Annotated in this window: 6 protein-coding genes; all 6 read left to right on the top strand. The window is 72.0% G+C overall.

Annotated elements, in window-relative coordinates; genetic code table 11:
* The first annotated feature begins 42 nt into the window (after positions 1–42).
* On the top strand, positions 43–1,674 hold the full coding sequence (locus ACTWPT_RS57720) for a (2,3-dihydroxybenzoyl)adenylate synthase (protein ID WP_443186062.1): 1,632 nt from the start codon (positions 43–45) through the stop codon (positions 1,672–1,674).
* A complete protein-coding gene (locus ACTWPT_RS57715; RefSeq protein WP_443186061.1) occupies positions 1,674–3,125 on the top strand; it encodes an isochorismate synthase in 1,452 nt (483 codons plus the stop codon). Before ACTWPT_RS57720 ends, ACTWPT_RS57715 begins: the two co-directional genes overlap by 1 nt.
* Positions 3,122–4,021, top strand: a complete 900-nt coding sequence (locus ACTWPT_RS57710) for an ABC transporter ATP-binding protein (RefSeq protein WP_443186060.1) — start codon at positions 3,122–3,124, stop codon at positions 4,019–4,021. The genes ACTWPT_RS57715 and ACTWPT_RS57710 overlap by 4 nt, the downstream gene beginning before the upstream one ends.
* Positions 4,018–4,806: a hypothetical protein gene (locus tag ACTWPT_RS57705; RefSeq protein ID WP_443186059.1), complete on the top strand. Its 789-nt coding sequence runs from the start codon at positions 4,018–4,020 to the stop codon at positions 4,804–4,806. Before ACTWPT_RS57710 ends, ACTWPT_RS57705 begins: the two co-directional genes overlap by 4 nt.
* A gap of 244 nt (positions 4,807–5,050) precedes the next feature.
* Positions 5,051–5,941, top strand: a complete 891-nt coding sequence (locus ACTWPT_RS57700) for an FG-GAP repeat domain-containing protein (RefSeq protein ID WP_443186058.1) — start codon at positions 5,051–5,053, stop codon at positions 5,939–5,941.
* A 57-nt stretch (positions 5,942–5,998) separates the two neighbouring features.
* The coding region (locus ACTWPT_RS57695) for an SDR family NAD(P)-dependent oxidoreductase (RefSeq protein WP_443186057.1) at positions 5,999–24,926 on the top strand (18,928 nt) is incomplete at its 3' end.

Here is a 24,926-nt window from a genome sequence, read left to right as displayed (position 1 = left end):
GACGCGGCCAGCCACCCCGACGAAAATGGGAAGGACGTACACGTGTTGGACGGATGCACCCCCTGGCCGGAAGAATTCGCCGAACGCTACCGCGTGGCCGGCCACTGGCGCGACGAGACGCTCGGCGAGCTCCTCGGCCGCCTGGCCCGTACGCACCCGTACAAGACCGCCCTGGTGGCGGGCACGGACCGGTGGAGCTACGCCGAGCTGGACACCCGCGCCGACCGCATGGCGGCGGGACTGGACTGGCTCGGCATCGGCCCGGGCGACCGCGTCGTCGTGCAGCTCCCCAACACGGCGGAGCTTGTCGCGCTGCTGTTCGCCCTGTTCAGGATCGGCGCCCAGCCGGTGCTGGCGCTGCCCGCCCACCGCAGCAGCGAGATCACGTACTTCTGCGAGTTCACCGAGGCGGTCGCCTACGTCATCCCCGACGTGCACATGGCGTTCGACTACCGGGACCTGGCCGCCGACGTCGCCGCACGGGTCCCCACGCTCAAGCACGTGCTGGTCGCCGGGGACCCGGGCGGCTTCACCGCGCTCGGCGACGTGCGGGGCGACCCGGTGGACCTGCCCCGCCCCGACCCCGCCGAGGTGGCGCTGTTCCTGCTGTCCGGCGGAACGACCGGTGTGCCCAAGCTCGTGCCCCGCGCCCACCAGGAATGGTCCTACAGCGGGCGCGCGGTCGCCGAGGCGTGCGACTACGGTGAGGAGACCGTGCACCTGGTGAGCCTGCCGCTGACCCACAACTGGCCGCTGACCCACGGGCTGCTGGCCACGTTCCACGCGGGCGGCACGCTCGTGCTGGCGCCGGGGCCCAGTCCGGACGAGACCTTCCCGATCATCGAGCGGGAGCGGGTGACCGAGACCGGCCTGATCCCCGGCGCGGCGCTGCTGTGGATGGAGGCCGCCGAGTGGGACGAGTACGACCTGTCCAGCCTGCGCCGCGTGACGATCGGCGGCACGAAGCTCCAGCCGGAGCTGGCCCGCCGGGTCGAGCCCGCGCTCGGCTGCCGTCTCCAGCAGGCCTTCGGCATGGCCGAGGGACTGTGCGGGTTCCACCGGTGGGACGATCCGGAGGACGTGGTCCTCGTCAGCCAGGGACTGCCTGTCTCGCCCGACGACGAGGTACGCGTCGTGGACGAGGACGACCACGACGTGCCCCCGGGCGAGGTGGGCCAGCTCCTGGCCCGGGGACCGTACACCGTCCGCGGCTACTACCGGGCGCCCGAGCACAACGACAGGACGTTCACCGCCGACGGGTTCTACCGGACCGGGGACCTGGTTCGGCTGCTGCCGAGCGGGCACATCGTCTTCGAAGGCAGGGTCAAGGACCAGATCAACCGGGGCGCCGAGAAGATCGCCGCCGAGGAGGTGGAGAACCAACTGCTCGCGCATCCAGGCATCAGAGAGGTCGCGCTGGTTGGACTGCCGGACGAGGTGCTGGGCGAGCGGATCTGCGCCTGCGTCGTCCCTCGCGGCACGCCGCCCACGCTGGCGGAGCTCTCCCTCTTCTTACGCGGACGCGGCGTCGCGGCCTTCAAGTTCCCCGACCGCCTGGAGATCGTTCACGAGCTGCCGCTCACCCCGCTGGGCAAAGTCAGCAAGAAGACGCTCACCGCCCTTCTCGCTGGCTCGGGAGCTCCGGCTCCTTCGTCGTTCGTGAAGGACGCTTGATGCGCATCGACCTGCCCGGATTCCTGGAAGTGCACGCCAAGGCCGTCGTCGAGGCACGCAACAGCGCCCGCCGGGCGCTGGCGGTCTGGCGTCAGGAGATCCCGTCCGTCGATCCGGCCGGGCTGCTCCGACCGCTGTTCGAGCGGTCCACGAGGACATTCGTCTGGGTGTCGCCGCACTCCAGCGTCCTGGCCATGGGCAGCGCCATGGACTTCACGCATGTCGGCCACGACAGGTTCGGCGGCGTGCGGCGCGCCTGGGAGCAGGCGCTGCAGACGGCGGTGGCCGGCGGGCCGGCCCCGCCCACGACGCCGTCCCTGGTCGGCGGCTTCTCCTTCGCGCCGCGCCCGGGACCGCTGCCCGAGGCGCTGATGTGGGTGCCCAGGGTCCTGATCGCACGGGACCGCGGCGGCAGGACCACGCTCGCGCTCACCGCGAGCGTCGACCCCCGCCTCACCACGACCGACGGCCCGGCCCGCGCCGCCGCCGACGCCGTCGCCCTGCTCTCGGGCGCCGGGGTGCGTCCCTGCCCCGTTCCGCTGATCGAGGGCACGACCACGCTCGAGATCCCCTCAGCGTCGGAGTGGAAGGCGCTGGTCGCGCTCACCACCGAGCAGATCGCCCACGGCCGCTTCGACAAGGCGGTGCTGGCCCGCCAGCTGCGGGTGACCTCGCCCTGGGGCTACGACCTGCCCTCCGTGCTGGGGACCCTGCTCGACACGCAACGCGGCAGCACTGTCTTCGCCGTCGCCGCGTACGGGCACGCGTTCGTCGGCGCCACCCCGGAGCGGCTGGTCAGCCTGCGCGGCGGGCGGGCGGAGTCGATGAGCCTGGCGGCGTCCATGCCCCGCGGCGGCACCGCGGCCGAGGACGCGTGCCTGCGCGCCGCCCTGCTGCACGACGACAAGTCCCGGCGCGAGCAGGAGATCGTCACCGCCACCCTGCGGCACGCGTTCGGCCAGGTGTGCAGGGACGTCACGGTGCCGGCCCAGCCGCACGTGCTCGACCTGCCGAACCTGCGGCACCTCCACACCCGCGTCGTCGGCGACATCGCCGACCCGGAGAACGCGAGCGTCCTCGACCTTGTCGAGCGGCTGCACCCCACGCCCGCCGTCGGCGGGCACCCGCGCGGTGCCGCGCTCGACTGGCTGCGCGAGGCCGAGCCCTTCGACCGCGGCTGGTACGCCGGCCCCGTCGGCTGGATGAACGACGAGCAGGAAGGAGACTTCGCGGTGGCGATCCGCTCGGCCCACCTGCAGGAGGGCACCGCGACCCTCTACGCGGGATGCGGCATCGTGGCGGGCTCCGACCCCGACGTGGAACTGGCCGAGACCCGGCTCAAGTTCCGCCCCATGCTTAATGCCCTGGCGGTTCCCTTATCGGAAAGCGCACTATATAGACAGCCCGGTGCGAAATTCCGGCTCCCCTCACTGGAAGGACCGGGGAAATGATTGAGATAAACGGCTTGACAAAACGCTATGGAGACAAGACGGCGGTGGACGGATTGACGTTCAGTGTCCACCCGGGACGGGTCACTGGATTTCTCGGGCCCAATGGCGCGGGCAAATCGACCACCATGCGGGCCATTCTCGGCCTCGACCGCCCTGACGCGGGCGGCGTGACCGTCAACGGCCGCTCCTACGTGGGCCTGCCCCGCCCTATGTGTGAGGTGGGCGCGCTGCTGGACGCCCGCGCGGTGCACCCCAGACGCACGGCACGCAACCACCTGATCTGCATCGCCCAGACCAACGGCATCCCGGCCTCGCGGGTGGACGAGGTCCTGCGCCTGGTCGGACTGGAGTCGGTGGCGCGCAAGCGCGCCGGCGGCTTCTCGCTGGGCATGGGCCAGCGGCTGGGCATCGCGGTGGCGCTGCTGGGTGATCCGAAGGTGCTGCTGTTCGACGAGCCGGTCAACGGCCTCGACCCCGAAGGCATCAAGTGGATCCGCGAGCTGATGCGCGCCCTGGCCGCCGAGGGCCGCACGGTCCTGGTCTCCAGCCACCTCATGAGCGAGATGGCGCAGACCGCCGACCACCTCGTCGTCATCGGCAGGGGCAAGCTCATCGCGGACATCGGGATCACCGAGTTCGTCCGGCAGGGGTCCAGCGTGCTGGTGCGGGTGGACGAGCAGGACAAGCTCGCCCGCCGCCTGACCGCGGCCGGCGCTGACGTGCAGCCGGGCGCCGACGGCGCGCTCATCGTGACCGGACTGGATTCCAGGGAGATCGGCAAGGTCGCGCTGGCCGCCGGGGTAGTGCTCACCGAGCTGACGCCGCAGCGCTCTCTGGAGGAGGCGTACATGAATCTGACCCGTGACAGCATCGAGTTCCAGGCGAGTGCGGCATGAGCGCGGTCCTCGCGGACACGATCCGCTCGGAGTGGACGAAATTCCGTACGATCCCAGCCAACATCCCGACGATGCTCACGGCCGTGGTCCTCATGGTGGGCGCGGGCGCGCTCACCTCCAACGGTGCCAGCGAGAACTATCTGGCGGCCGCGCCGGCGGTCAAGGCGATGTTCGACCCGACGTACATCAGCATGTACGGCGGGTTCCTGTTCGCCCAGATCACCGTGGGTGCGCTGGGTGTGCTCATGGTCACCCACGAGTACGCCACCGGCCTGATCCGCACCAGCGTGACCGTGGTACCGCGGCGCGGCCGGCTGATGGCGGCCAAGGTGGCGACGTTCGGGCTGCTCGCCCTGCTGATGGGATGGGTCTCCGGATTCGGCGCCTATTTCCTCGGGCAGGGGGTCATCGGCTCGGCCGGTGCCCCGGCCGCCTCGCTCGACCAGCCGGGGGTCCTGCGGGCCGTCATCGGCATGGGGCTGATCTGGGCGCTGGTCGGGCTGACCGGGGTGGCGCTCGGGGGGCTGCTGCGGGCCACGATGAGTGCCACGACCGTGCTGGTGGCGGTCAACTTCATCATCCCGATCATCTCGCCCAGGCTGCTGCCGGACTCGGTCGGCGCCTGGGTGAGCACGTACTGGCCCATCCAGGCCGGACTCCAGATCACCACCACCGTGCAGAACCCCGACCGGATGCTTCCCTGGCCCGGGTTCGCGGTGATGGCGGCCTTCACCGCGGTCCTGCTGATCACGGCGTTCGCGCGCTTCCGCTGGCGCGACACCTGAGATACCCGGCCTGATCCCCGGCCCTGATACCCGGCGGCGCTGCCCGCGTGCCGGGTATTCGGCCTGCCCGGGTCCCCGGGCCGCCCGAGAGGGACGCTCCCCGGGCATTTCGGCATGCTGCCGGGGCCGGGCACTCGGGGCTGACCAGCCGATTTAATGGGCGCTAGGGGTTACCCGCCTTATCCCGCCTCGCAAATACTGATGACGCTTGGCAGGGAATCCTGGCGGGGAGGAGCGTTCAACAATGGCGCCGAATTTCGCGAACGGTCAGTGCCGGTCGTTTCGAGGCGACGGACGGCCGGATCTGCTCGTGCGGAACACGGAGACCGGCGAATTGTTCGTCTATCCGCACAGCGGTGAGTTCCGGGGAACCGGGACCTACGGCGAGCCGGTCAAGATAGGCGAGCGATTCGGCTGGTGGCGTTTCTTCTTCGTCCGCGCCGTGGACGCGAGCGGCGACGGGCGCGCCGACATCTGCGCGTTCAGCGCCAGCGAGTACGACATCAACCCGGGCGAGAACGGCGAGCACGGCTTCTTCCTGCTGCGTAACCTGGGCGGCCCCGGCGAGATCGGCCCCTTCGCGGAGCCCGTCCGCGTCTCCGGCAAGCGCGACGACGGCCAGGAGTGGGAGACGATCGGGTTCGCCGACGTGACCGGCACCGGCACCGACGACACGTTCGGCCGCGGCAAGGACGCCGGCAACGTGGACTTCTTCCCGCACCGCGACCGGGGCGTCGTCAAGAACGACACCTTCGACAAGGACCCGGTGCGGCTCACCGAGATCGACGTCGACGACCTCCCCGTGGCCATGGCCGACTTCACCGGCAACGGCACCCTCGACCTGCTGGTCCGCCGCGCGAACGGCGACCTCGACCTGTACGAGTTCGCCGGCCCGCCCGGCAAGGCGACCGACGGGACCTGGCACACCGTCGCCCACGGCTGGGACGACATGCGGCTGATGACGCTCGCCGACATCGACCTGGACGGGCGGCCCGACCTGCTGGGCCTGCGCCCCGACGGCACGCTCGAGGCCTACCGGCACTCCGGCGCGTTCGACCCCGGACGCCCCCTCGACCTCTTCCGCGAACCGGTCACCGTCGCCACCGGATTCGACAAGTACGACGTCGTCAGCTGATCACCGAAGAGCGTCCTTCTGCCCTCTGCCCGCCTTGTCGGAATCTGGATTGGTTCAATGACCAACGAACTCTCCCCCCGTGGTCTTTCCGGCGACGCAGTGGCGATCGTCGGCATATCTTGCAGGCTCCCCCAGGCCCCGGACCCCGAATCGTTCTGGCGGCTGCTGCGCGAAGGGGTCGACGCCGTCACGGACGTTCCCCGCGGCCGGTGGGACGCGCCGGAGACGAGCTCGCTCCGCGGCGGCTTCGTCACCGGGATAGCCGAGTTCGACGCCGAGTTCTTCGGGATCTCCCCCAACGAAGCCGCGATGATGGACCCGCAGCAGCGGCTCCTCATGGAGCTGAGCTGGGAGGCGCTCGAAGACGCCGGCATCGTCCCGAGCAGCCTGCGCGACACCGGCACGAGCGTCTTCATCGGCGCCATGGCCGGCGACTACGCCCAGTTGCTCCAGGGCGGCGGCCGTGCCGCGCTGAACCGCCACAGCCTCACCGGCATCAGCCGGGCCCTGCTGGCCAACCGGATCTCGTACGCGTACGGGCTCAACGGCCCCAGCATGATCGTGGACTCCGCCCAGTCGGCGTCGCTGACCGCCGTGCACCTGGCGTGCGAGAGCCTGCGCAACGGCGAGTCCGGCCTGGCCATCGTCGGCGGCGTCAACCTCAACCTGACCCCCGACAGCACGCTCGCCGCGCTGAGGTTCGGCGCCCTGTCGCCGGACGGCAAGTGCTTCACCTTCGACGCCCGCGCCAACGGCTACGTCCGCGGCGAGGGCGGCGGCATCGTCGTACTCAAGCCGCTGTCCCGGGCGCTGGCCGACGGCGACCGCGTCTACTGCGTGATCGCGGGCAGCGCCGTGAACAACGACGGCGGCGGCGACGGGCTCACCGTCCCCGACCAGCACGCCCAGGAAGAGGTCATCAGGCTGGCCTGCGAGCGGGCCGGCGTGCCGGCCGCCGCCGTGCAGTTCGTCGAACTGCACGGCACCGGGACCCGGGTCGGCGACCCCGTCGAGGCCCGCGCGCTCGGCGCCGCCATCGGGACGGCCAAGGAGCCGGGCGGGCCGCTGCTCGTCGGCTCGGCCAAGACCAACGTCGGCCACCTGGAAGGCGCCGCCGGCATCGTCGGCCTGCTCAAGACCGTGCTGGCCATCCGGCACCGCGAGCTGCCCGCCTCGCTGAACTTCGAGACGCCCAGCCCTCTGATCCCGTTCGACGAGCTCAACCTGCGCGTCAACACCGCGCTGGCCGCGTGGCCGCGCGCCGACGCGCCGCTGGTGGCCGGCGTCAGCTCCTTCGGCATGGGCGGCGCCAACTGCCACGTGGTGCTCGCCGAGACCCCTCAGGAGACGGCCGGCCCGGTGACCCTCCCGCCCGCCGCGCTCCCGCAGCAGACGGCCGGCCCGGTGACCCTCACCCCCGCCGGGCCCGCGCAGGAGACGCCCCTGGCCGGGCCTCGCCCCGATGGTCCGGTGATCCTTCCGCTCGCCGGGCGCAGCGAGGCCGCGCTGCGTGCGCAGGCGGGGCGGCTGCGCGACCACCTGCTCGCCAACCCCGGCGCCGACGCGGCGGACACGGCCTACTCACTGGCCACCACCCGTACGGCCTTCGACAGGCGGGCCGCGATCGTCGCCGGCGAGCCGTCGCTGCTGACCGGCCTGCTCGACCGGCTGGCCGAGGGCGAGCCCGCCGCCGAGATCGTCACCGGCCGACCGGCCGGCGGCGAGGTCGCCTTCCTCTACTCCGGCCAGGGCAGCCAGCGCGCCGGCATGGGCCGCGACCTGTACGAGGCACACCCCGTCTTCGCGCGGGCGCTCGACGAGATCGCCGCCTGCTTCGCGACCGAGCTGGACCGCCCCCTGCTCGAGGTGATGTTCACCGACCCCGACGGACTGCTCGACCAGACCGGCTTCGCCCAGCCCGCGCTCTTCGCCTTCGAGATCGCGCTCACCCGGCTCTACGAGCACTGGGGCATCCGCCCCGACCGGCTCATCGGCCACTCCATCGGCGAGATCTCGGCCGCACACGTCGCCGGCGTGCTGTCGCTGTCCGACGCCTGCGCCCTGGTCGCGGCGCGCGGCAGGCTGATGCAGAGCCTGCCGGCCGGCGGCGCGATGGTCGCCGTCCAGGCCGCCGAAGAGGAGGTCCTTCCCCACCTCGACGCCTCGGTCAGCATCGCCGCCGTCAACGGGCCGACGTCCGTCGTGGTCTCCGGCGCGGAGGACCGCGTCCTGGAGATCGCCGAGGAGTTCCGCGCCCGCGGCCGCAAGACCAGCCGGCTGCGGGTCAGCCACGCCTTCCACTCGCCGCTGATGGATCCGATGCTGGCGGAGTTCCGCCGGGTGGCCGAGTCGCTCACCTACCGCGAGCCGGCCATCCCGGTCGTCTCCAACCTCACCGGGGCCGCCGCGTCCGCGGCCGACCTGCGCTCCCCGAGCCACTGGGTCTGGCACGTACGGGAGGCCGTGCGCTTCAGCGACGGCATCCGCGCGCTGGCCGAGACCGGCGCGACCACGTTCGTGGAGATCGGCCCGGGGTCCGTGCTGGCCGCCATGGGACAGAACTGCCTGCCCGAGAGCGACGACATCCGGTTCGTCGCCACACTTCGCGACAAGCAGCCCGAACGCCGCGCCGCCGCGCTGGCCCTCGCCGAGCTGCACGTCCGGGGCGTCACGCCGGACTGGGACGCCGTCTACCCCCGCGCGCGGCGCGTCCAGCTGCCCACCTATGCCTTCCAGCGCACTTACCACTGGCTTCCCGAGGCCGAGGGCTCCGCGCCGCCCCCGCCCGCGCGGCCCGAGCGCGCGGCCGCCGGGGACGACCCGGCGGGGTCGCTCGCCGACCGGCTGCGCGGCCTGCCCGAGCGGGAGCAGGAACACCTGCTCCTGGAGCTCGTACGGACCTGCGTCGCGCTCGTACTCGGCCACGCCACCTCCGCCACCGTGGACACCGCCACCGCCTTCAAGGCGCTCGGCTTCGACTCCTTCAGCGCCGTCGAGCTCAGGAACCGGCTCAACGCCGCGACCGGGCTGCGGTTGCCCAGCTCGCTGCTGTTCGACTACCCGTCGCCGCTCGCGCTGGCCCGGTTCCTGCGCGGGGAACTGGCCGGCGGCCAGGCCGCGCAGGCCGAGGTGACCGCCGCCGTGGTGGCGGACGATCCGATCGTGATCGTGGGCATGGCCTGCCGGTTCCCCGGCGGCGTGCATTCCCCTGACGACCTGTGGGACCTGGTGGTGTCCGGGCGGGACGCGATCGGGGCGTTCCCCGTCGACCGCGGGTGGGACCTGGAGGCGTTGTACGACCCGGATCCGGCTGGCCGGGGGACGTCGTACGCGCGGCACGGCGGGTTCTTGTACGACGCCGCCGAGTTCGACCCCGCGTTCTTCGGGATTTCGCCGCGTGAGGCGCTGGCGATGGATCCGCAGCAGCGGTTGCTGCTGGAGGCGTCGTGGGAGGCGATCGAGCGGGCCGGGATCGACCCGTCAGGGCTGCGCGGCAGCCGTACCGGCGTGTTCGCCGGCGCGATGGCGCAGGACTACGGCCCGCGCCTGCACGAGGCCACCGGCAGCGCCGAAGGCTACGTGCTGACCGGCACCTCCGCCAGCGTGATCTCCGGACGGGTCGCGTTCTCGTTCGGGTTCGAGGGTCCGGCGGTGACGGTGGACACGGCGTGCTCGTCGTCGCTGGTCGCGCTCCACCTGGCGGCGCAGTCGCTGCGGTCGGGCGAGTGTGACATGGCGCTGGCCGGGGGGGCGACCGTGATGGCCTCACCCGGCATGTTCGTGGAGTTTTCGCGGCAGCGCGGGTTGTCGCCGGACGGGCGGTGCAAGGCGTTCTCCGCGTCGGCCGACGGCACCGGCTGGGCCGAGGGCGTCGGCATGGTTCTGGTGGAGCGGCTGTCGGACGCGCGCCGCAACGGCCACCGGGTGCTGGCCGTGCTGCGGGGGTCGGCGATCAACCAGGACGGCGCGAGCAACGGCCTGACCGCCCCGAACGGTCCCTCTCAACAGCGGGTGATCCGCCAGGCGCTCGCCAGCGCCGGGCTTTCGGCCGCCGACGTGGACGCCGTCGAGGCCCATGGGACGGGCACGACGCTGGGCGATCCGATCGAGGCGCAGGCGCTGATCGCCACGTATGGGCAGGAGCGGGAGCGGCCGCTGTGGCTCGGCTCCCTGAAGTCGAACATCGGCCACGCCCAGGCGGCCGCCGGTGTCGGCGGCGTCATCAAGATGGTCATGGCCATGCGGCACCGCGTGCTGCCGCGGACGCTGCACGTGGACGAGCCCTCGCCGCATGTGGACTGGTCGGCGGGCGCGGTCGAGCTGCTGACCGAGGCCCAGCCCTGGGCGGAGCAGGACCGGCCGCGCCGGGCCGCCGTCTCCTCGTTCGGGATCAGCGGCACGAACGCGCATGTGGTGCTGGAAGAGGCCCCCGCCCAGGCGGAGGACGAGGCGCCGGTGGTGCAGCCGGTGGTGCCGTGGCTGGTGTCGGCGAAGAGCCCCGAGGCGCTGGCCGCGCAGGCCGAGCGGCTCGCGTCATGGGCGACGCCCGACCTGCCGATCGCCGCCGTCGGCGCGGCACTGGCGGGCCGCGCCGTGCTCGAACACCGCGCCGTGATCGTCGGCCGTGCCCACGACGACCTGCTGACCGGCCTGCGGGCGCTGGCCGGCGGCCCGGCCGCGCCCGGCGTGCTGACCGGCAGCGGCCCGGCGGGCAAGCTCGCCCTGCTGTTCACCGGGCAGGGCAGCCAGCGCGTCGGCATGGGCAAGGAGCTGGCGGAGGCGTTCCCGGTGTTCGCCGAGGCACTGGAGGAAATCTGTGCGCACCTGGATTCCCACCTGCCGCACCCGCTGCGTGAGGTGATGTTCACCGACCCCGCCGGCGTGCTGAACGAGACCGGGATGACCCAGCCGGCCCTCTTCGCCTTCGAGGTCGCGCTCCACCGGCTGCTGGAGTCGTTCGGCGTGCGGGCCGACGTGCTGGTCGGGCACTCCGTCGGCGAGATCGCCGCCGCCCACGTGGCCGGGGTCTTCTCCCTGGCCGACGCCTGCGCCCTGATCGCCACGCGGGCCCGGCTCATGCACGCGCTGCCCAAGGGCGGTGCGATGCTCGCCATCGCCGCCTCCGAGTCCGACGTCCTGCCGCTCCTCGACGGGTACGAGGACAGGGTCGCCATCGCCGCCGTCAACACGCCCACCTCGGTGGTGATCTCCGGCACGGAAGAGGCAGTCGAGGAGATCGCGCAGCACATCACGGTACGCAAGCGCCGGCTGCGGATCTCCCACGCCGCCCACTCGCCGCTGATGGAGCCGATGCTGGCCGACTTCGAGCAGGCGATCGCCGGGCTGACCTTCCACGAGCCGACCATCCCGGTCATCTCCAACGTGACCGGCCGACTCGCCGAACCCGGCCGGCTGACCGACCCCCGCTACTGGGTCGAGCACGTACGACAAGCCGTGCGCTTCGCCGACGGCATCACCGCCGCCGACGCCGCGATCTTCCTGGAAGTGGGCCCCAACGGCATCCTGAGCGGCCTGGCCCAGCAGACGCTCGCGGACGGCGTGTTCATCCCCGGCGCACGCAAGGACCGCGACGAGGCCGACACCTTCGTCCAGGCCCTCGGCCAGCTCCACGCCAGCGGTGTCTCCGTCGAGTGGGACACTTACTTCGGCGCCGTCCCCGCGCCCCCCGCCGACCTGCCCACCTACGCCTTCCAGCGGCAGCGGTACTGGCTGGAGGCCCGCGGACCGGTGGACGCACCCACCGAGCACGTCGGGCTGTTCGAGGTCGACTGGGTGCCCGTACCCGCCGTGCCCGGCGCCCAGGCGGCGCCCGACGACGTGCTCCTGCCCTGGCACGACGGGGACGAGCAGGACGAGACGGCCCGGGCGCGGACGGCCGTGCTCCGCGTGCTCGCCGCCATTCAGGACTGGCTCGCCGGCGGGCAGCCCTCATCCGCCCGGCTGGTCATCGTCACCAGGGGAGCGACCGACGAGGTGCCCGACCTGGCCGGCCTGGCCGTGTGGGGCCTCGTACGGTCGGCGCAGACCGAATACCCCGACCGGTTCGTCCTGCTCGACGACGACGGCAGCGCCGAGGACGTCGCCGCCGCCCTCGCATACGACGAACCCCAGCTGGCGATCAGATCCGGCACCGTCCACGTCCCCCGGCTGGCACGGCGTGACCGGCCGCCGGGCGAGGACCCCTGGAACCCGGACGGCACCGTGCTGGTCACCGGCGGCACCGGCGCGCTGGGCCGCACGGTCACCCGGCACCTGGCCGCCCGGCACGGCGTGCGGAACCTCGTCCTGGCCACCCGCGACCCGGAGTCGGCCGGCTCCGTCCGGCTGGCCGCCGAGCTCGCCGAGCTCGGCACGCACGCCTCATTCGTCGCGTGCGACGTCACCGACCGGGCGGACCTGGCCCGGCTCGTCGGCTCCTGCGAGGACCTGACCGGCGTCGTACACATCGCCGGTGTGCTCGACGACGGAGTCGTGTCCGCGCTCACCCCCGAACGGCTCGACACCGTGTGGCGGACCAAGGCGGAGACGGCCTGGCTCCTGCACGAGCTGACCCGCGACCGGGACCTGTCCACGTTCGTGCTGTTCTCGTCGTGCGCGGCCACGCTCGGCAGCGCGGGCCAGGCCAACTACGCCGCCGCCAACGCCTTCCTCGACGGCCTCGCCCGGCACCGCCGCTCCCTCGGCCTGCCCGCCACGTCTCTCGCCTGGGGCCTGTGGGACAACTCCGCGGAGTTCGGCGGCATGGCGGGCACCCTCGCCACGGCCGACCTGGCACGGTGGGCCAGGCTCGGCGTCGCCCCGATGCCGCAGGACAAGGCACTGGCGCTGCTCGACGCCGCGCTCGCAGGCAACCCCGCGACGACGCTTCCCGCCCGGCTGAGCCTCGCCAAGGTCGCCGAACCCGCACCGGCCATGCTGCGCGGCCTGCTCCGCAAATCCGTCGAACGCCGCGCCGCCGGCGACTCCGCCGACGTGCCGCTGGCACAGTCCCTGCGCGGGCTGAGCCCCGAAGAGCGGGAACGCGCGCTGCTCGACCTGGTACGCGGCCAGGCGGCCGTGGTGCTCGGCCACGTCACACCGAACGTGATCAGCGCGACCGGCGCGTTCAAGGACGCGGGCTTCGACTCGCTCACCGCCGTCGAGCTCAGGAACCGGCTCAACGCCGCGACCGGGCTGCAGTTGCCCAGCTCCCTGCTGTTCGACTACCCCTCGCCGAAGGTCCTGACGGATCACTTGCAGTCCGAACTGCTCGGCGGCGCCGCCACCACCTCCGCGGCCGTGCGGTCGACCGACTACGACGAGCCCATCGCGATCGTCGGCATGGCCTGCCGGCTCCCCGGCGGCGTGCGGTCGCCCGAGGACCTGTGGGAACTGGTGGCCTCCGGCACGGACGCCATCGGCGAGTTCCCCACCGACCGCGGCTGGGACCTGGACCGGCTGTTCGACCCCGACCCCGGCAACCGGGGCACCTCCTACACCCGGCAGGGCGGCTTCCTGTACGACGCCGCCGACTTCGACGCGGCGTTCTTCGGGATCTCGCCGCGCGAGGCGCTGGCCATGGACCCGCAGCAGCGGTTGCTGCTGGAGGCCTCCTGGGAGGTCTTCGAACACGCCAACATCGATCCGGCCACGTTGCACGGCAGCCAGACCGGGGTCTTCACCGGCATCGCGCCGATGGAGTACGGGCCCCGGCGGTACGAGGGTTCCGACGCGGTGGAGGGCTACCTCCTCACCGGCGGCCTGGCCAGCGTCGCGTCCGGGCGGGTGTCGTACACGTTCGGGTTCGAGGGCCCGGCGGTGACGGTGGACACGGCGTGTTCGTCGTCGCTGGTGGCGCTGCATCTGGCGGCGCAGGCGCTGCGCACCGGCGAGTGCGACCTGGCGTTGGCGGGCGGTGCGATGGTGATGGCCTCGCCTGGGACGTTCGTGGAGTTCTCGCGGCAGCGCGGGTTGTCGGCGGATGGGCGGTGCAAGGCGTTCTCGGCGTCGGCCGATGGCACCGGGTGGAGTGAGGGTGTCGGTGTGCTGCTGGTGGAGCGGCTGTCGGACGCGCGCCGGAACGGGCACCAGGTGCTGGCGGTCGTTCGCGGGTCGGCGATCAACCAGGACGGGGCCAGTAACGGGTTGGCGGCTCCGAATGGTCCTTCGCAGCAGCGGGTGATCCGGCAGGCGCTGGCGAACGCCGGGCTGTCGACTGTGGACGTGGATGCGGTCGAGGCCCATGGCACGGGCACGACGCTGGGTGACCCGATTGAGGCGCAGGCGCTGATTGCCACGTATGGGCAGGAGCGGGAGCAACCGCTGTGGCTCGGGTCGTTGAAGTCGAACATCGGTCACACCCAGGCGGCTGCCGGGGTGGCCGGTGTGATCAAGATGGTGATGGCGATGCGGCACGGGATGCTGCCGCAGACGTTGCACGTGGGTGAGCCGTCGCCGCACGTGGATTGGTCGGCGGGCGCGGTCGAGCTGCTGACCGAGGCCCGCCCCTGGGACGCGCAGGACCGGCCACGCCGGGCTGCGGTCTCGTCCTTCGGCGTCAGTGGGACGAATGCGCATGTGGTGCTGGAGGAGGCTCCGGCGCAGGAGGAGGAGTCCGGGCGGGCGCTTCCGGTGGTGCCGTGGTTGGTGTCGGCTAAGACTCCTGGGGCGTTGCGGGCGCAGGCGTTGCGGCTGGCGTCGTGGGTCTCGGAGGAGACGTCGATCGTTGACGCCGCCTGGTCGCTGGCGGCCGGGCGTGGCGTGTTGGAGCAGCGTGCGGTCGTGGTGGGTGGCGATCGCGAGGAGTTGGTGGCTGGTCTGCGGGCGCTGGCGGAGGGTGCGGAGGCTCCTGGTCTGGTCTCTGGGAGCGGGTCGGGCGGCAGGCTGGCGTTGTTGTTCGCGGGTCAGGGCAGTCAGCGCGTTGGTATGGGTCGGGAGTTGGCCGAGGCGTTCCCGGTGTTCGCCGCCGAGCTCGATGAGATCTGCCGGGTATTGGATCCGCTGCTGCCGCACCCCGTGCGTGAGGTGATGTTCACCGATCCGGATGGGGTGCTGGCTCAGACGGGGATGACGCAGCCGGCGTTGTTCTGCTTCGAGGTGGCGTTGTTCCGGTTGCTGGAGTCGTTCGGGGTGCGGGCTGATGTGCTGGTGGGGCATTCGATCGGGGAGATCGCCGCGGCGCATGTGGCCGGGGTGTTCTCGTTGGCTGATGCGTGCACGTTGGTGGCGGCGCGGGCGCGGCTGATGCAGGCGCTGCCGGAGGGCGGCGCGATGCTCGCTATCGCAGCCCCTGAGGAGCAGATTGTGCCGCTGCTGGATGAGCGGGTCGGCGTTGCGGCGGTCAATGCTCCTGGCGCGGTGGTGATCTCGGGTGCTGAGGAGGCGATCGCGGAGATCGAGCGGCGGGTGGATGTGCGGACGCGGCGGTTGCGGGTCTCGCATGCGTTCCATTCGCCGTTGATGGAGCCGATGCTGGCCGACTTCGCGCAGGCGATCGCCGGGCTGACCTTCCACGAGCCGACCCTCCCGATCATTTCGAATGTGACCGGCCGGGTGGCCGAGCCGGGTCAGCTGAGCACGCCTGGTTATTGGGTGGAGCACGTGCGGGAGGCGGTGCGTTTCGCCGATGGTGTGGCGGCCGCGCGGGCGGATGTGTTCGTGGAGGTGGGTCCGGATGGGGTGTTGACCGGGCTGGCTCAGCAGAGCATCGCCGATGGGGTGTTCATCCCGGCCGCTCGTAAGGATCGTGACGAGGCCCGGGCCCTGGTCGAAGCTCTGGGACGGATGCACGTCCAGGGCATCAGCGTCGACTGGACGGCGCTCCTGCCTTCGGCCCGGCGCATCGACCTGCCCACCTACGCCTTCCAGCACCAGCGGTTCTGGCTCGAGTCCGGTCGGGCGAGCAGTGACGTGACAGCCGCCGGGTTGAGCGCCGTGGATCACCCGATCCTCAGCGCGGTCGTGCCATCCCCCGACTCCGACTCTCTCACCCTCACCGGCCGGTTGTCCCTGACCGCCTTGCCCTGGCTCGCCGACCACGCCGTCAACGGCACGGTGATCCTCCCCGGCACGGGTTTCCTCGAGATCGCGCTGCGCGCGGCGGCGGAGACGGAGGACTGCGAGACGGTTTCCGAACTGGCCATCCAAGCCCCGCTCGTGATCACGCACGAGTACCCCGTACAGCTCCAGGTGGTCATCGACGGACCGGACGACGGCGGCCGGCGCGCCATCTCCCTCTACTCCCGTACCGAGGGCGGCGACGCCTGGCAGCGGCACGCCCAGGGCACACTCGGCCCGGCCCCGGCCGCCGTGCCGGACTTCGACCTCGCGCAATGGCCACCGCCCGGCGCACGGCCCATCGACCTCGGCACCCTCTACGACGACCTGGCCGCTTCCGGTCTGGAGTACGGTGACGCATTCCAGGGTCTGGTGAGCGCATGGCAGCGCGACGACGGGGTTTACGCCGAGATCGTCCTGCCCGACCAGGCCCGGGCGGGCGCGGAGCGGTTCGGGTTCCACCCGGCGCTGCTCGACGCGGTGCTGCACTCGATCACGCTCGGCGACCTCCTTCCGCGTACCGAGCCAGGACAGCCGTTCCTTCCTTTCGCCTGGTCCGGCATCTCCCCGCACGCGGCCGGCGGTGCCGCGGCACGGGTCAGGACGACCGCGAAAGGCCCGGGCGAGCTCTCGTTGAGCGTCGCGGACGACACTGGCGCGCCCATCCTCACGGTGGACTCCCTGGTGGTGCGGCCGGTGACGACCGAGCTGTCGTCCGGGAGCACCCCGTACGCGCTGGAATGGGTCATCGCGCCCGCCGGCGCCGGGCCGGTCCCTGAAGATGTGGCGGAGCTCGGCAGCCTCTCCTCGCTGGGCGAGGTGGAGGCGGTCCCCGAGCTGGTCGTCGTGCGCGTGCCCAGCGGCGAGGGCCGCGCCAGGACGTACGAGGTGCTCTCGCTCGTCCAGGAGTGGCTCGCCGACGAGCGGTTCGCGCGGTCCCGGCTGGGGCTGGTGACCGGCGGAGCGGTCGCCGTGGCCGAGGGCGAGGCGCCCGACCTGTCCACCGCGCCCGTCTGGGGCCTCATCCGGTCCGCGCAGTCCGAGCACGCCGGCCGGTTCGTCATCGTGGACACCGACGACCATCCCGACTCCGCCGCCGCGCTGCTCCGCGCCTTCGCGGCCGGCGAGCCGCAGCTCGCTCTGCGCGAGGGCGAGATCCGCGTGCCGCGGATCGTCGTCCCGACGGGCTCGTCGGCGAGCGGGTCCTTCGCGGGGCGGATCGTCTCCCAAGAGGGCTCGCCCGCGACCTCATACGACGGCACCGTGCTGCTGACCGGCGGCACGGGCGAACTCGGGGCCCTCGCCGCGCGGCGGCTCGTCACCGAGTACGGCGTCCGGCACCTCCTGCTGGCCGGCCGCCGCGGCGCCGCCGCGCCCGGAGCCGACGCGCTGCTGGCCGAGCTGACCTCGCTCGGCGCGCAGGTCACCATGGCGGCCTGCGACGTGGCGGACCGCGCCGAACTTGCCGCTCTGCTGGCGGGCATCCCCGCCGAACGCCCGCTGATGGGCGTCGTGCACCTTGCCGGGGTCGTGGCCGACGGCGCCGTGACCTCGCTGACGCCTGAGCGCGTCGACCGGGTCTTCGGGCCGAAGGCCGATGCCGCCTGGCACCTGCACGAGCTCACCCAGGATCTCGACCTGTCGTTCTTCGTGATGTACTCCTCCATCGCGGCCACGGTAGGCAGCGCCGGCCAGGCGAACTACGCGGCCGCGAACACGTACCTCGACGCGCTGGCCCTGCACCGCCGGGCGCTGGGGCTGCCCGCCGTCTCCCTCCAGTGGGGGCTGTGGGAGTCGGACGGCGGAATGGCGGGCGCGCTGAGCCAGCTCGACGTGGCACGGCTCGGCAAGGTCGGGCTCGCGCCGCTGCCCGTGGCGGAGGGCATGTCCCTGTTCGACGCGGCGCTCGCGCTCGACAGGGGAGTGCAGATAGTGGCGCGTCTCGACACGGCGGCGCTACGCCGCCAGGAGGAGATTCCTGCGGTCTTCCGCGCCCTGGTCAAAGCCCCGGCGCGGCGGCCGGCGGCCTCCAGGCCCGCCAAGGTGGGGGCCGACAAGGGTGCGTTGCTGACGCTCATCCGTACGAACATCGCGCACGTGCTGGGACACGCCGACGCCGACTCCGTGGACGTCGGCAGCGCGTTCAAGGACCTCGGCTTCGACTCGCTGAGCTCGGTCGAGCTGCGCAACCGGCTCAACGCCGCCACCGGACTGCGGCTGCCCGCCACGCTCCTGTTCAACTTCCCCACCCCGGACGAGCTCGCCGAGCACCTGCACGCCGAGCTCACCGGCCACGCGCGGGCCGACCAGGTCGCGGCTCGGACCGAGGTCGCCGACGAGCCCATCGCGATCGTCGGCATGGCCTGCCGCTACCCGGGCGGCGTGGTCTCGCCCGAGGACCTCTGGCGGCTCCTCACGCAGGCCGGCGACGCGATCAGCGGCTTCCCCGACAACCGGGGCTGGGATCTGGAACGGCTCTACCATCCCGACCCCGCCCACGCGGGCACCAGCTACGCCCGCGAAGGCGGCTTCCTGCACGACGCCGACCGCTTCGACCCCGCGTTGTTCGGGATCTCGCCGCGGGAGGCCACCGCGATGGACCCGCAGCAGCGGTTGCTGCTCGAAACCTCGTGGGAGGCGATCGAGCGGGCCGGGATCAGCCCGAAGGCGATGCGTGGCAGCCGTACGGGTGTCTTCGCGGGTGTGATGTACCACGACTACGGCACCCGGCTGCCGCAGGCGCCCGAGGGATTCGAAGGATTCGTGCTCAACGGCAGCGCGGGCAGCATCGCCTCCGGCCGGGTGTCGTACACCTTCGGCCTCGAAGGCCCGGCGGTGACGGTGGACACGGCGTGTTCGTCGTCGCTGGTGGCGCTGCATCTGGCGGCCCAGTCCCTGCGGTCGGGCGAGTGCGACATGGCGCTGGCCGGTGGCGTGACGGTCATGGCCACGCCCAGCGTCTTCGTGGAGTTCTCGCGGCAGCGCGGGCTCGCGGTGGACGGACGGTGCAAGGCGTTCTCGGCGTCCGCCGACGGCACCGGCTGGGCCGAGGGCGCGGGCATGCTCCTGGTCGAACGCCTCTCGGACGCCCAGCGCAACGGCCACCAGATCCTCGCCGTGGTGCGGGGGACCGCGATCAACCAGGACGGCGCGAGCAACGGCCTGACCGCTCCCAACGGGCCCTCGCAGGAACGGGTGATCCGGCAGGCGCTGGCGAACGCCGGGCTGTCGGTCGCCGACGTGGATGCGGTCGAGGCCCATGGGACGGGCACGACGCTGGGCGATCCGATCGAGGCCCAGGCCATTCTCGCCACGTATGGGCAGGAGCGGGAGCGGCCGCTGTGGCTGGGCTCGCTGAAGTCGAACATCGGCCACACCCAGGCCGCTGCCGGTGTCGGCGGCATCATCAAGATGGTGATGGCCATGCGGCACCGCGTGCTGCCGCAGACGCTGCACGTGGGTGAGCCGTCGCCGCACGTGGACTGGTCGGCAGGCGCCGTCGAGCTGCTGACCGAGGCCCAGCCGTGGGAGCAGCAGGACCGGCCGCGCCGGGCCGGCGTCTCGTCGTTCGGCGTCAGCGGCACCAACGCGCACGTGATCATCGAGCAGCCTCCCGCCGTGCCCGTGCCCGTGCCCCAGCCCGAGGACGTCCCCTCGCTTCCCGCCGTCCCATGGCTGATCTCGGCCAACGATCTCAACGCGCTGCGGGAGCAGGCGGGCAGGCTGGCGTCCTGGTCGTCGGGGAACGACGTTCCGCTGGCCGCCGCGGGCAAGGCTCTGGTGTCTGCCCGGGCGATGTTGGAACAGCGTGCGGTCGTGGTCGGTGGCGATCACGAGGAGTTGGTGGCTGGTCTGCGGGCGCTGGCGGAGGGTGCGGAGGCTCCTGGTCTGGCTGTTGGTAGTGGTTCGGGTGGTCGGCTGGCGTTGTTGTTCGCTGGTCAGGGCAGTCAGCGTGTTGGTATGGGTCGGGAGTTGGCCGAGGCGTTCCCGGTGTTCGCTGCCGAGCTCGATGAGATCTGCCGGGTACTGGATCCGCTGCTGCCGCACCCCGTGCGGGAGGTGATGTTCACCGATCCGGATGGGGTGCTGGCTCAGACGGGGATGACGCAGCCGGCGTTGTTCTGCTTCGAGGTGGCGTTGTTCCGGTTGCTGGAGTCGTTCGGGGTGCGGGCTGATGTGCTGGTGGGGCATTCGATCGGGGAGATCGCCGCGGCGCATGTGGCCGGGGTGTTCTCGTTGGCTGATGCGTGCACGTTGGTGGCGGCGCGGGCGCGGCTGATGCAGGCGCTGCCGGAGGGCGGCGCGATGCTCGCTATCGCAGCCCCTGAGGAGCAGATTGTGCCGCTGCTGGATGAGCGGGTCGGCGTTGCGGCGGTCAATGCTCCTGGCGCGGTGGTGATCTCGGGTGCTGAGGAGGCGATCGCGGAGATCGAGCGGCAGGTCAGCGTGCGGACGCGGCGGCTGCGGGTCTCGCATGCGTTCCATTCGCCGTTGATGGAGCCGATGCTGGCCGACTTCGAGCAGGCGATCGCCGGGCTGACCTTCGGTGAGCCGACCATCCCGGTCATTTCGAATGTGACCGGCCGGGTGGCCGAGCCGGGTCAGCTGAGCACGCCTGGTTATTGGGTGGAGCACGTGCGGGAGGCGGTGCGTTTCGCCGATGGTGTGGCGGCCGCGCGGGCGGATGTGTTCGTGGAGGTGGGTCCGGATGGGGTGTTGACCGGGCTGGCTCAGCAGAGCATCGCCGATGGGGTGTTCATCCCGGCCGCTCGTAAGGATCGTGACGAGGCCCGGGCCCTGGTCGAAGCCCTGGGACGGATGCACGTCCAGGGCATCAGCGTCGACTGGGACACCTACTTCGCCACCATCCCCGCCCACCACGTAGACCTGCCCACCTACGCCTTCCAACGCCGGCGGTACTGGCTCGACGCCGGCTACTTGACCGGCGACGTCGCTTCAGGCGGCGGTCTGGCGGCCGTGGACCACCCGCTCGTGACCGCCACCGTCCCCGCCCCGGGAAGCGACACTCTCACCCTCATCGGCCGACTCTCCCTGGCCGCGCAGCCCTGGCTGGCCGATCATGTGGTGAGCGGCCAGGTGATCGTGCCGGGCGCGGCGCAGGTGGAGCTCGCGCTGCGGGCCGGTGACGAGACCGGCTGCCCAATGCTCGACGAGCTCACTCTTCAGAGCCCGATGGTCATACCGGCCCGAGGCACCCTGCATCTCCAGGTCGTGATCGGGGCGGCCGACGACGCGGCCCGCCGTCAGGTGACGATCTACTCCAGGTCTGAGGACGCCACGGACTGGAGCCAGAACGCCCAGGGCGTGCTCGCCCCGGCCACCGCGGCACCGGGCTCCGACCTCGCCCAGTGGCCGCCGCCCGGGGCGCGCTCCCTCGATGTCGGCCGCGTCTACGACGATCTCGCCGACACCGGCATGGAGTACGGGGACACCTTCCAGTGCCTTACCGCCGTCTGGCAGAAGGACGACGCCGTCTACGCCGAGATCGCACTGCCTGAGCACGCGCGCTCGGACGCCAGGCGCTTCGGGCTGCACCCGGCGCTGCTCGACGCTTCCTTGCACGCCATCCCCATGGCCGGTCTGCTGCCGGATGCGGAGCCGGGACGCCCGTACATCCCCTTTGCCTGGAACCAGGTGGCCTTGCACGCTGACGGTGCGACAGTCCTGCGCGTCAGGATCACGCCCACGGGCAACCCCGGTGTGGTCGCCGTGACAATGGCGGACGCCGCCGGGGCGCCTGTCATGGAGGTCGGCTCGCTCACGCTTCGCCCGCGGTCCACCGACCAGCAGGCGGCCCGCCACAACATGCTGTTCCAGATCGACTGGGTGCAGGCCGCCGCCCGGACGTCCCAGAGCGACCTCCCGTACGAGATCTTCGACGTCTCCGTGACCGAGGCGTCCACCCCGGAAGCGATCAGGCAGGCCGTCTACGGCGTGCTCGCCGCAGTCCAGGAATCCGCACAGCTGGTCGTCATCACGCACGGTGCGGTCGCGGCGGCCCAGGACGACGTCCCTGACCCGGCGCAGGCGGCGGTGTGGGGCCTGGTCCGGGCGGCTCAGGCCGAGCAGCCGGACCGGTTCGTGCTCATGGACGCAGAGGACGACTCCGCGGAGCTGATCGCCGAGGCGCTGACCATCGGCGAGCCTCAGGTGGCGGTGCGGGGCGGGCGGTTGCTGGTGCCCCGGTTGGTCCGGGCCACGGACCTCTCGGACGGGGGGCCGGTGTTCGGGCCGGAGAGCACGGTGCTGGTCACCGGTGGCACCGGCGGGCTGGGTGCGCTGGTGGCCCGGCATCTGGTCGCCGCGCACGAGGTGCGGCGTCTGGTGCTGGTCAGCCGGCGCGGATCGGATGCCCCGGGTGCGGCAGAGTTGGTGGCCGAGCTGGCGGAGCTGGGGGCAGATGTCACGGTCGAGGCCTGCGACGTGGCCGACCGTGACGCCCTCGCCCAGGTGATCGCAGCCACCCCGTTGACGGCAGTGGTGCACACCGCGGGCGTGCTCGACGACGGGGTCATCGCCGCCCTCACACCTGAGCGCGTGGACGCCGTACTGAAGCCGAAGACCGACGCCGCCTGGCACCTGCACGAGCTCACCCAGGATCGGGACCTGACCGCGTTCGTCCTGTTCTCCTCACTCTCCGGGGTGCTGGGCAGCGCGGGCCAGGGCAACTACGCCGCCGCCAACACCGCTCTGGACGCGCTGGCGGAGCACCGCAGAGCGCACGGCCTCCCGGCGACCTCGCTGGCCTGGGGCCTGTGGGCGACCGGCGGCATGGCGGGCGAACTCGACGAGGCCGACCTGCGACGCCTCGAACGCGGCGGCATCACCCCCTTGCCTGCCGCCGACGGGCTGGCGCTGTTCGACGCTGCGGTCAGCGGTGAGCGCGCCGTCCTGGTGCCCGCCGCGCTCAGCATGCCGGCACTGCAGGCACAGGCGCAGGCCGGTACGCTGCCCGCGCTGCTGCACGGGCTCGTCCGCGTGCCCACCCGCCGCACCAGCACGGCCGGCGCCAACCCGGCCGATCTCCTGCAACTGGTACGCGGCCAGGTCGCGACGGCGCTCGGCTTCGAGAACGCGGACGCGGTGGAGCCCACCAAGCGGTTCCAGGAGCTCGGCTTCGACTCGCTCACGGCGGTCGAGTTCCGCAACCAGCTCAACGCGGCCACGGGGCTACGGCTCCCGGCCACGCTCGTCTTCGACTGCCCGACGGCCGAGGCGGTGGCGGAGTTCATCGCCGGGGAACTGGCCGGAGGGCAGGCTGCTCAGACGGTGGTGGCCGCCGCTCCGTCGGCGGACGAGCCGATCGCGATCGTGGGCATGGCGTGCCGGTATCCGGGCGGGGTGGGGTCGCCGGAGGATCTGTGGGAGCTGGTGGCACAGGGCCGGGACGCGGTCGGCGAGTTCCCCGCCGACCGAGGCTGGGACCTGGAGAAGCTCTACAACCCGAACCCGGACATCCGGGGGACGTCGTACGCGCGGCATGGCGGCTTCCTGTATGACGCGGCCGAATTCGATGCGGGCTTCTTCGGCATCTCGCCGCGTGAGGCGCTGGCCATGGACCCGCAGCAGCGGTTGCTGCTGGAGAGTTCATGGGAGGCCATCGAACGGGCCGGACTGAGCCCCACCGCCCTGCGCGGCAGCCGCACCGGCGTGTTCGCCGGTGTCATGTACCACGACTACGCACCCCAGCTTTCGGCGGTGCCCAGCGAGCTGGAAGGGCTGATCGGCACCGGCAGCTCGGGGAGTATCGCTTCGGGGCGGGTGTCCTACACGCTGGGGCTGGAAGGCCCGGCGGTGACGGTGGACACGGCGTGTTCGTCGTCGCTGGTGGCGCTGCATCTGGCGGTGCAGGCGCTGCGGTCGGGTGAGTGTGATCTGGCGCTGGCCGGTGGCGTGACGGTGATGGCCACGCCGAGCACCTTCATCGAGTTCTCGCGGCAGCGCGGGTTGTCGGCGGATGGGCGGTGCAAGGCGTTCTCCGCGTCGGCTAATGGCACCGGGTGGGGTGAGGGTGTCGGTGTGCTGCTGGTGGAGCGGCTGTCGGACGCCGAGCGCAACGGGCATCGGGTGCTGGCGGTGGTACGGGGCAGTGCCATCAACCAGGACGGCGCGAGCAACGGCCTCACCGCCCCGAACGGTCCTTCGCAGCAGCGGGTGATCCGGCAGGCGCTGGCCAATGCCGGTCTGTCGGCGGCCGACGTGGATGCGGTCGAGGCCCATGGCACGGGGACCGTGCTGGGTGATCCGATTGAGGCGCAGGCGCTGATTGCCACGTATGGGCAGGAGCGGGAGCGGCCGCTGTGGCTCGGTTCAGTGAAGTCCAACGTCGGTCATACGCAGGCGGCTGCGGGCGTGGCGGGCGTGATCAAGATGGTGATGGCGCTGCGCAACGAGATGCTTCCCAAGACGTTGCATGTGGATGAGCCGTCGCCGCACGTGGATTGGTCGGCGGGGGCGGTGGAGCTGCTGGCCGAGTCGCAGCCGTGGCCGGTGAACGGGCATGCGCGCCGGGCTGCGGTCTCGTCGTTCGGGATCAGTGGGACGAACGCGCACGTGATCATCGAGCAGGGGCCGAGTGCGGATGTCGAGCCTGAGCCGGTGCCTGTGCCGCCGGTGGTGCCGTGGTTGGTGTCGGCTAAGACTCCTGGGGCGTTGCGGGCGCAGGCGTTGCGGCTGGCGTCGTGGGTCTCGGATGAGACGTCGATCGTTGATGCCGCCTGGTCGTTGGCGGCCGGGCGTGGCGTGTTGGAGCAGCGTGCGGTCGTGGTGGGTGGCGATCGCGAGGAGTTGGTGGCGGGTCTGCGGGCGCTGGCGGAGGGTGCGGAGGCTCCTGGGCTGGCTGTTGGTAGTGGTTCGGGTGGTCGGCTGGCGTTGTTGTTCGCTGGTCAGGGCAGTCAGCGTGTTGGTA

It is taken from the genome of Nonomuraea sp. 3N208, assembly GCF_052245935.1.
Classification (GTDB): Bacteria; Actinomycetota; Actinomycetes; order Streptosporangiales; family Streptosporangiaceae; genus Nonomuraea.
The sequence above is the reverse complement of the archived record's forward strand: the minus strand, read 5'-3'. Positions and strand labels throughout refer to the sequence as shown.

What these genes read in the sequence shown, in the direction of transcription:
- ACTWPT_RS57715 (WP_443186061.1), top strand. Translation starts at nt 1,674, where the DNA reads ATGCGCATCGACCTGCCCGGATTCCTGGAAGTGCACGCCAAGGCCGTC.
- ACTWPT_RS57710 (WP_443186060.1), top strand. Translation starts at nt 3,122, where the DNA reads ATGATTGAGATAAACGGCTTGACAAAACGCTATGGAGACAAGACGGCG.
- ACTWPT_RS57705 (WP_443186059.1), top strand. Translation starts at nt 4,018, where the DNA reads ATGAGCGCGGTCCTCGCGGACACGATCCGCTCGGAGTGGACGAAATTC.
- ACTWPT_RS57700 (WP_443186058.1), top strand. Translation starts at nt 5,051, where the DNA reads ATGGCGCCGAATTTCGCGAACGGTCAGTGCCGGTCGTTTCGAGGCGAC.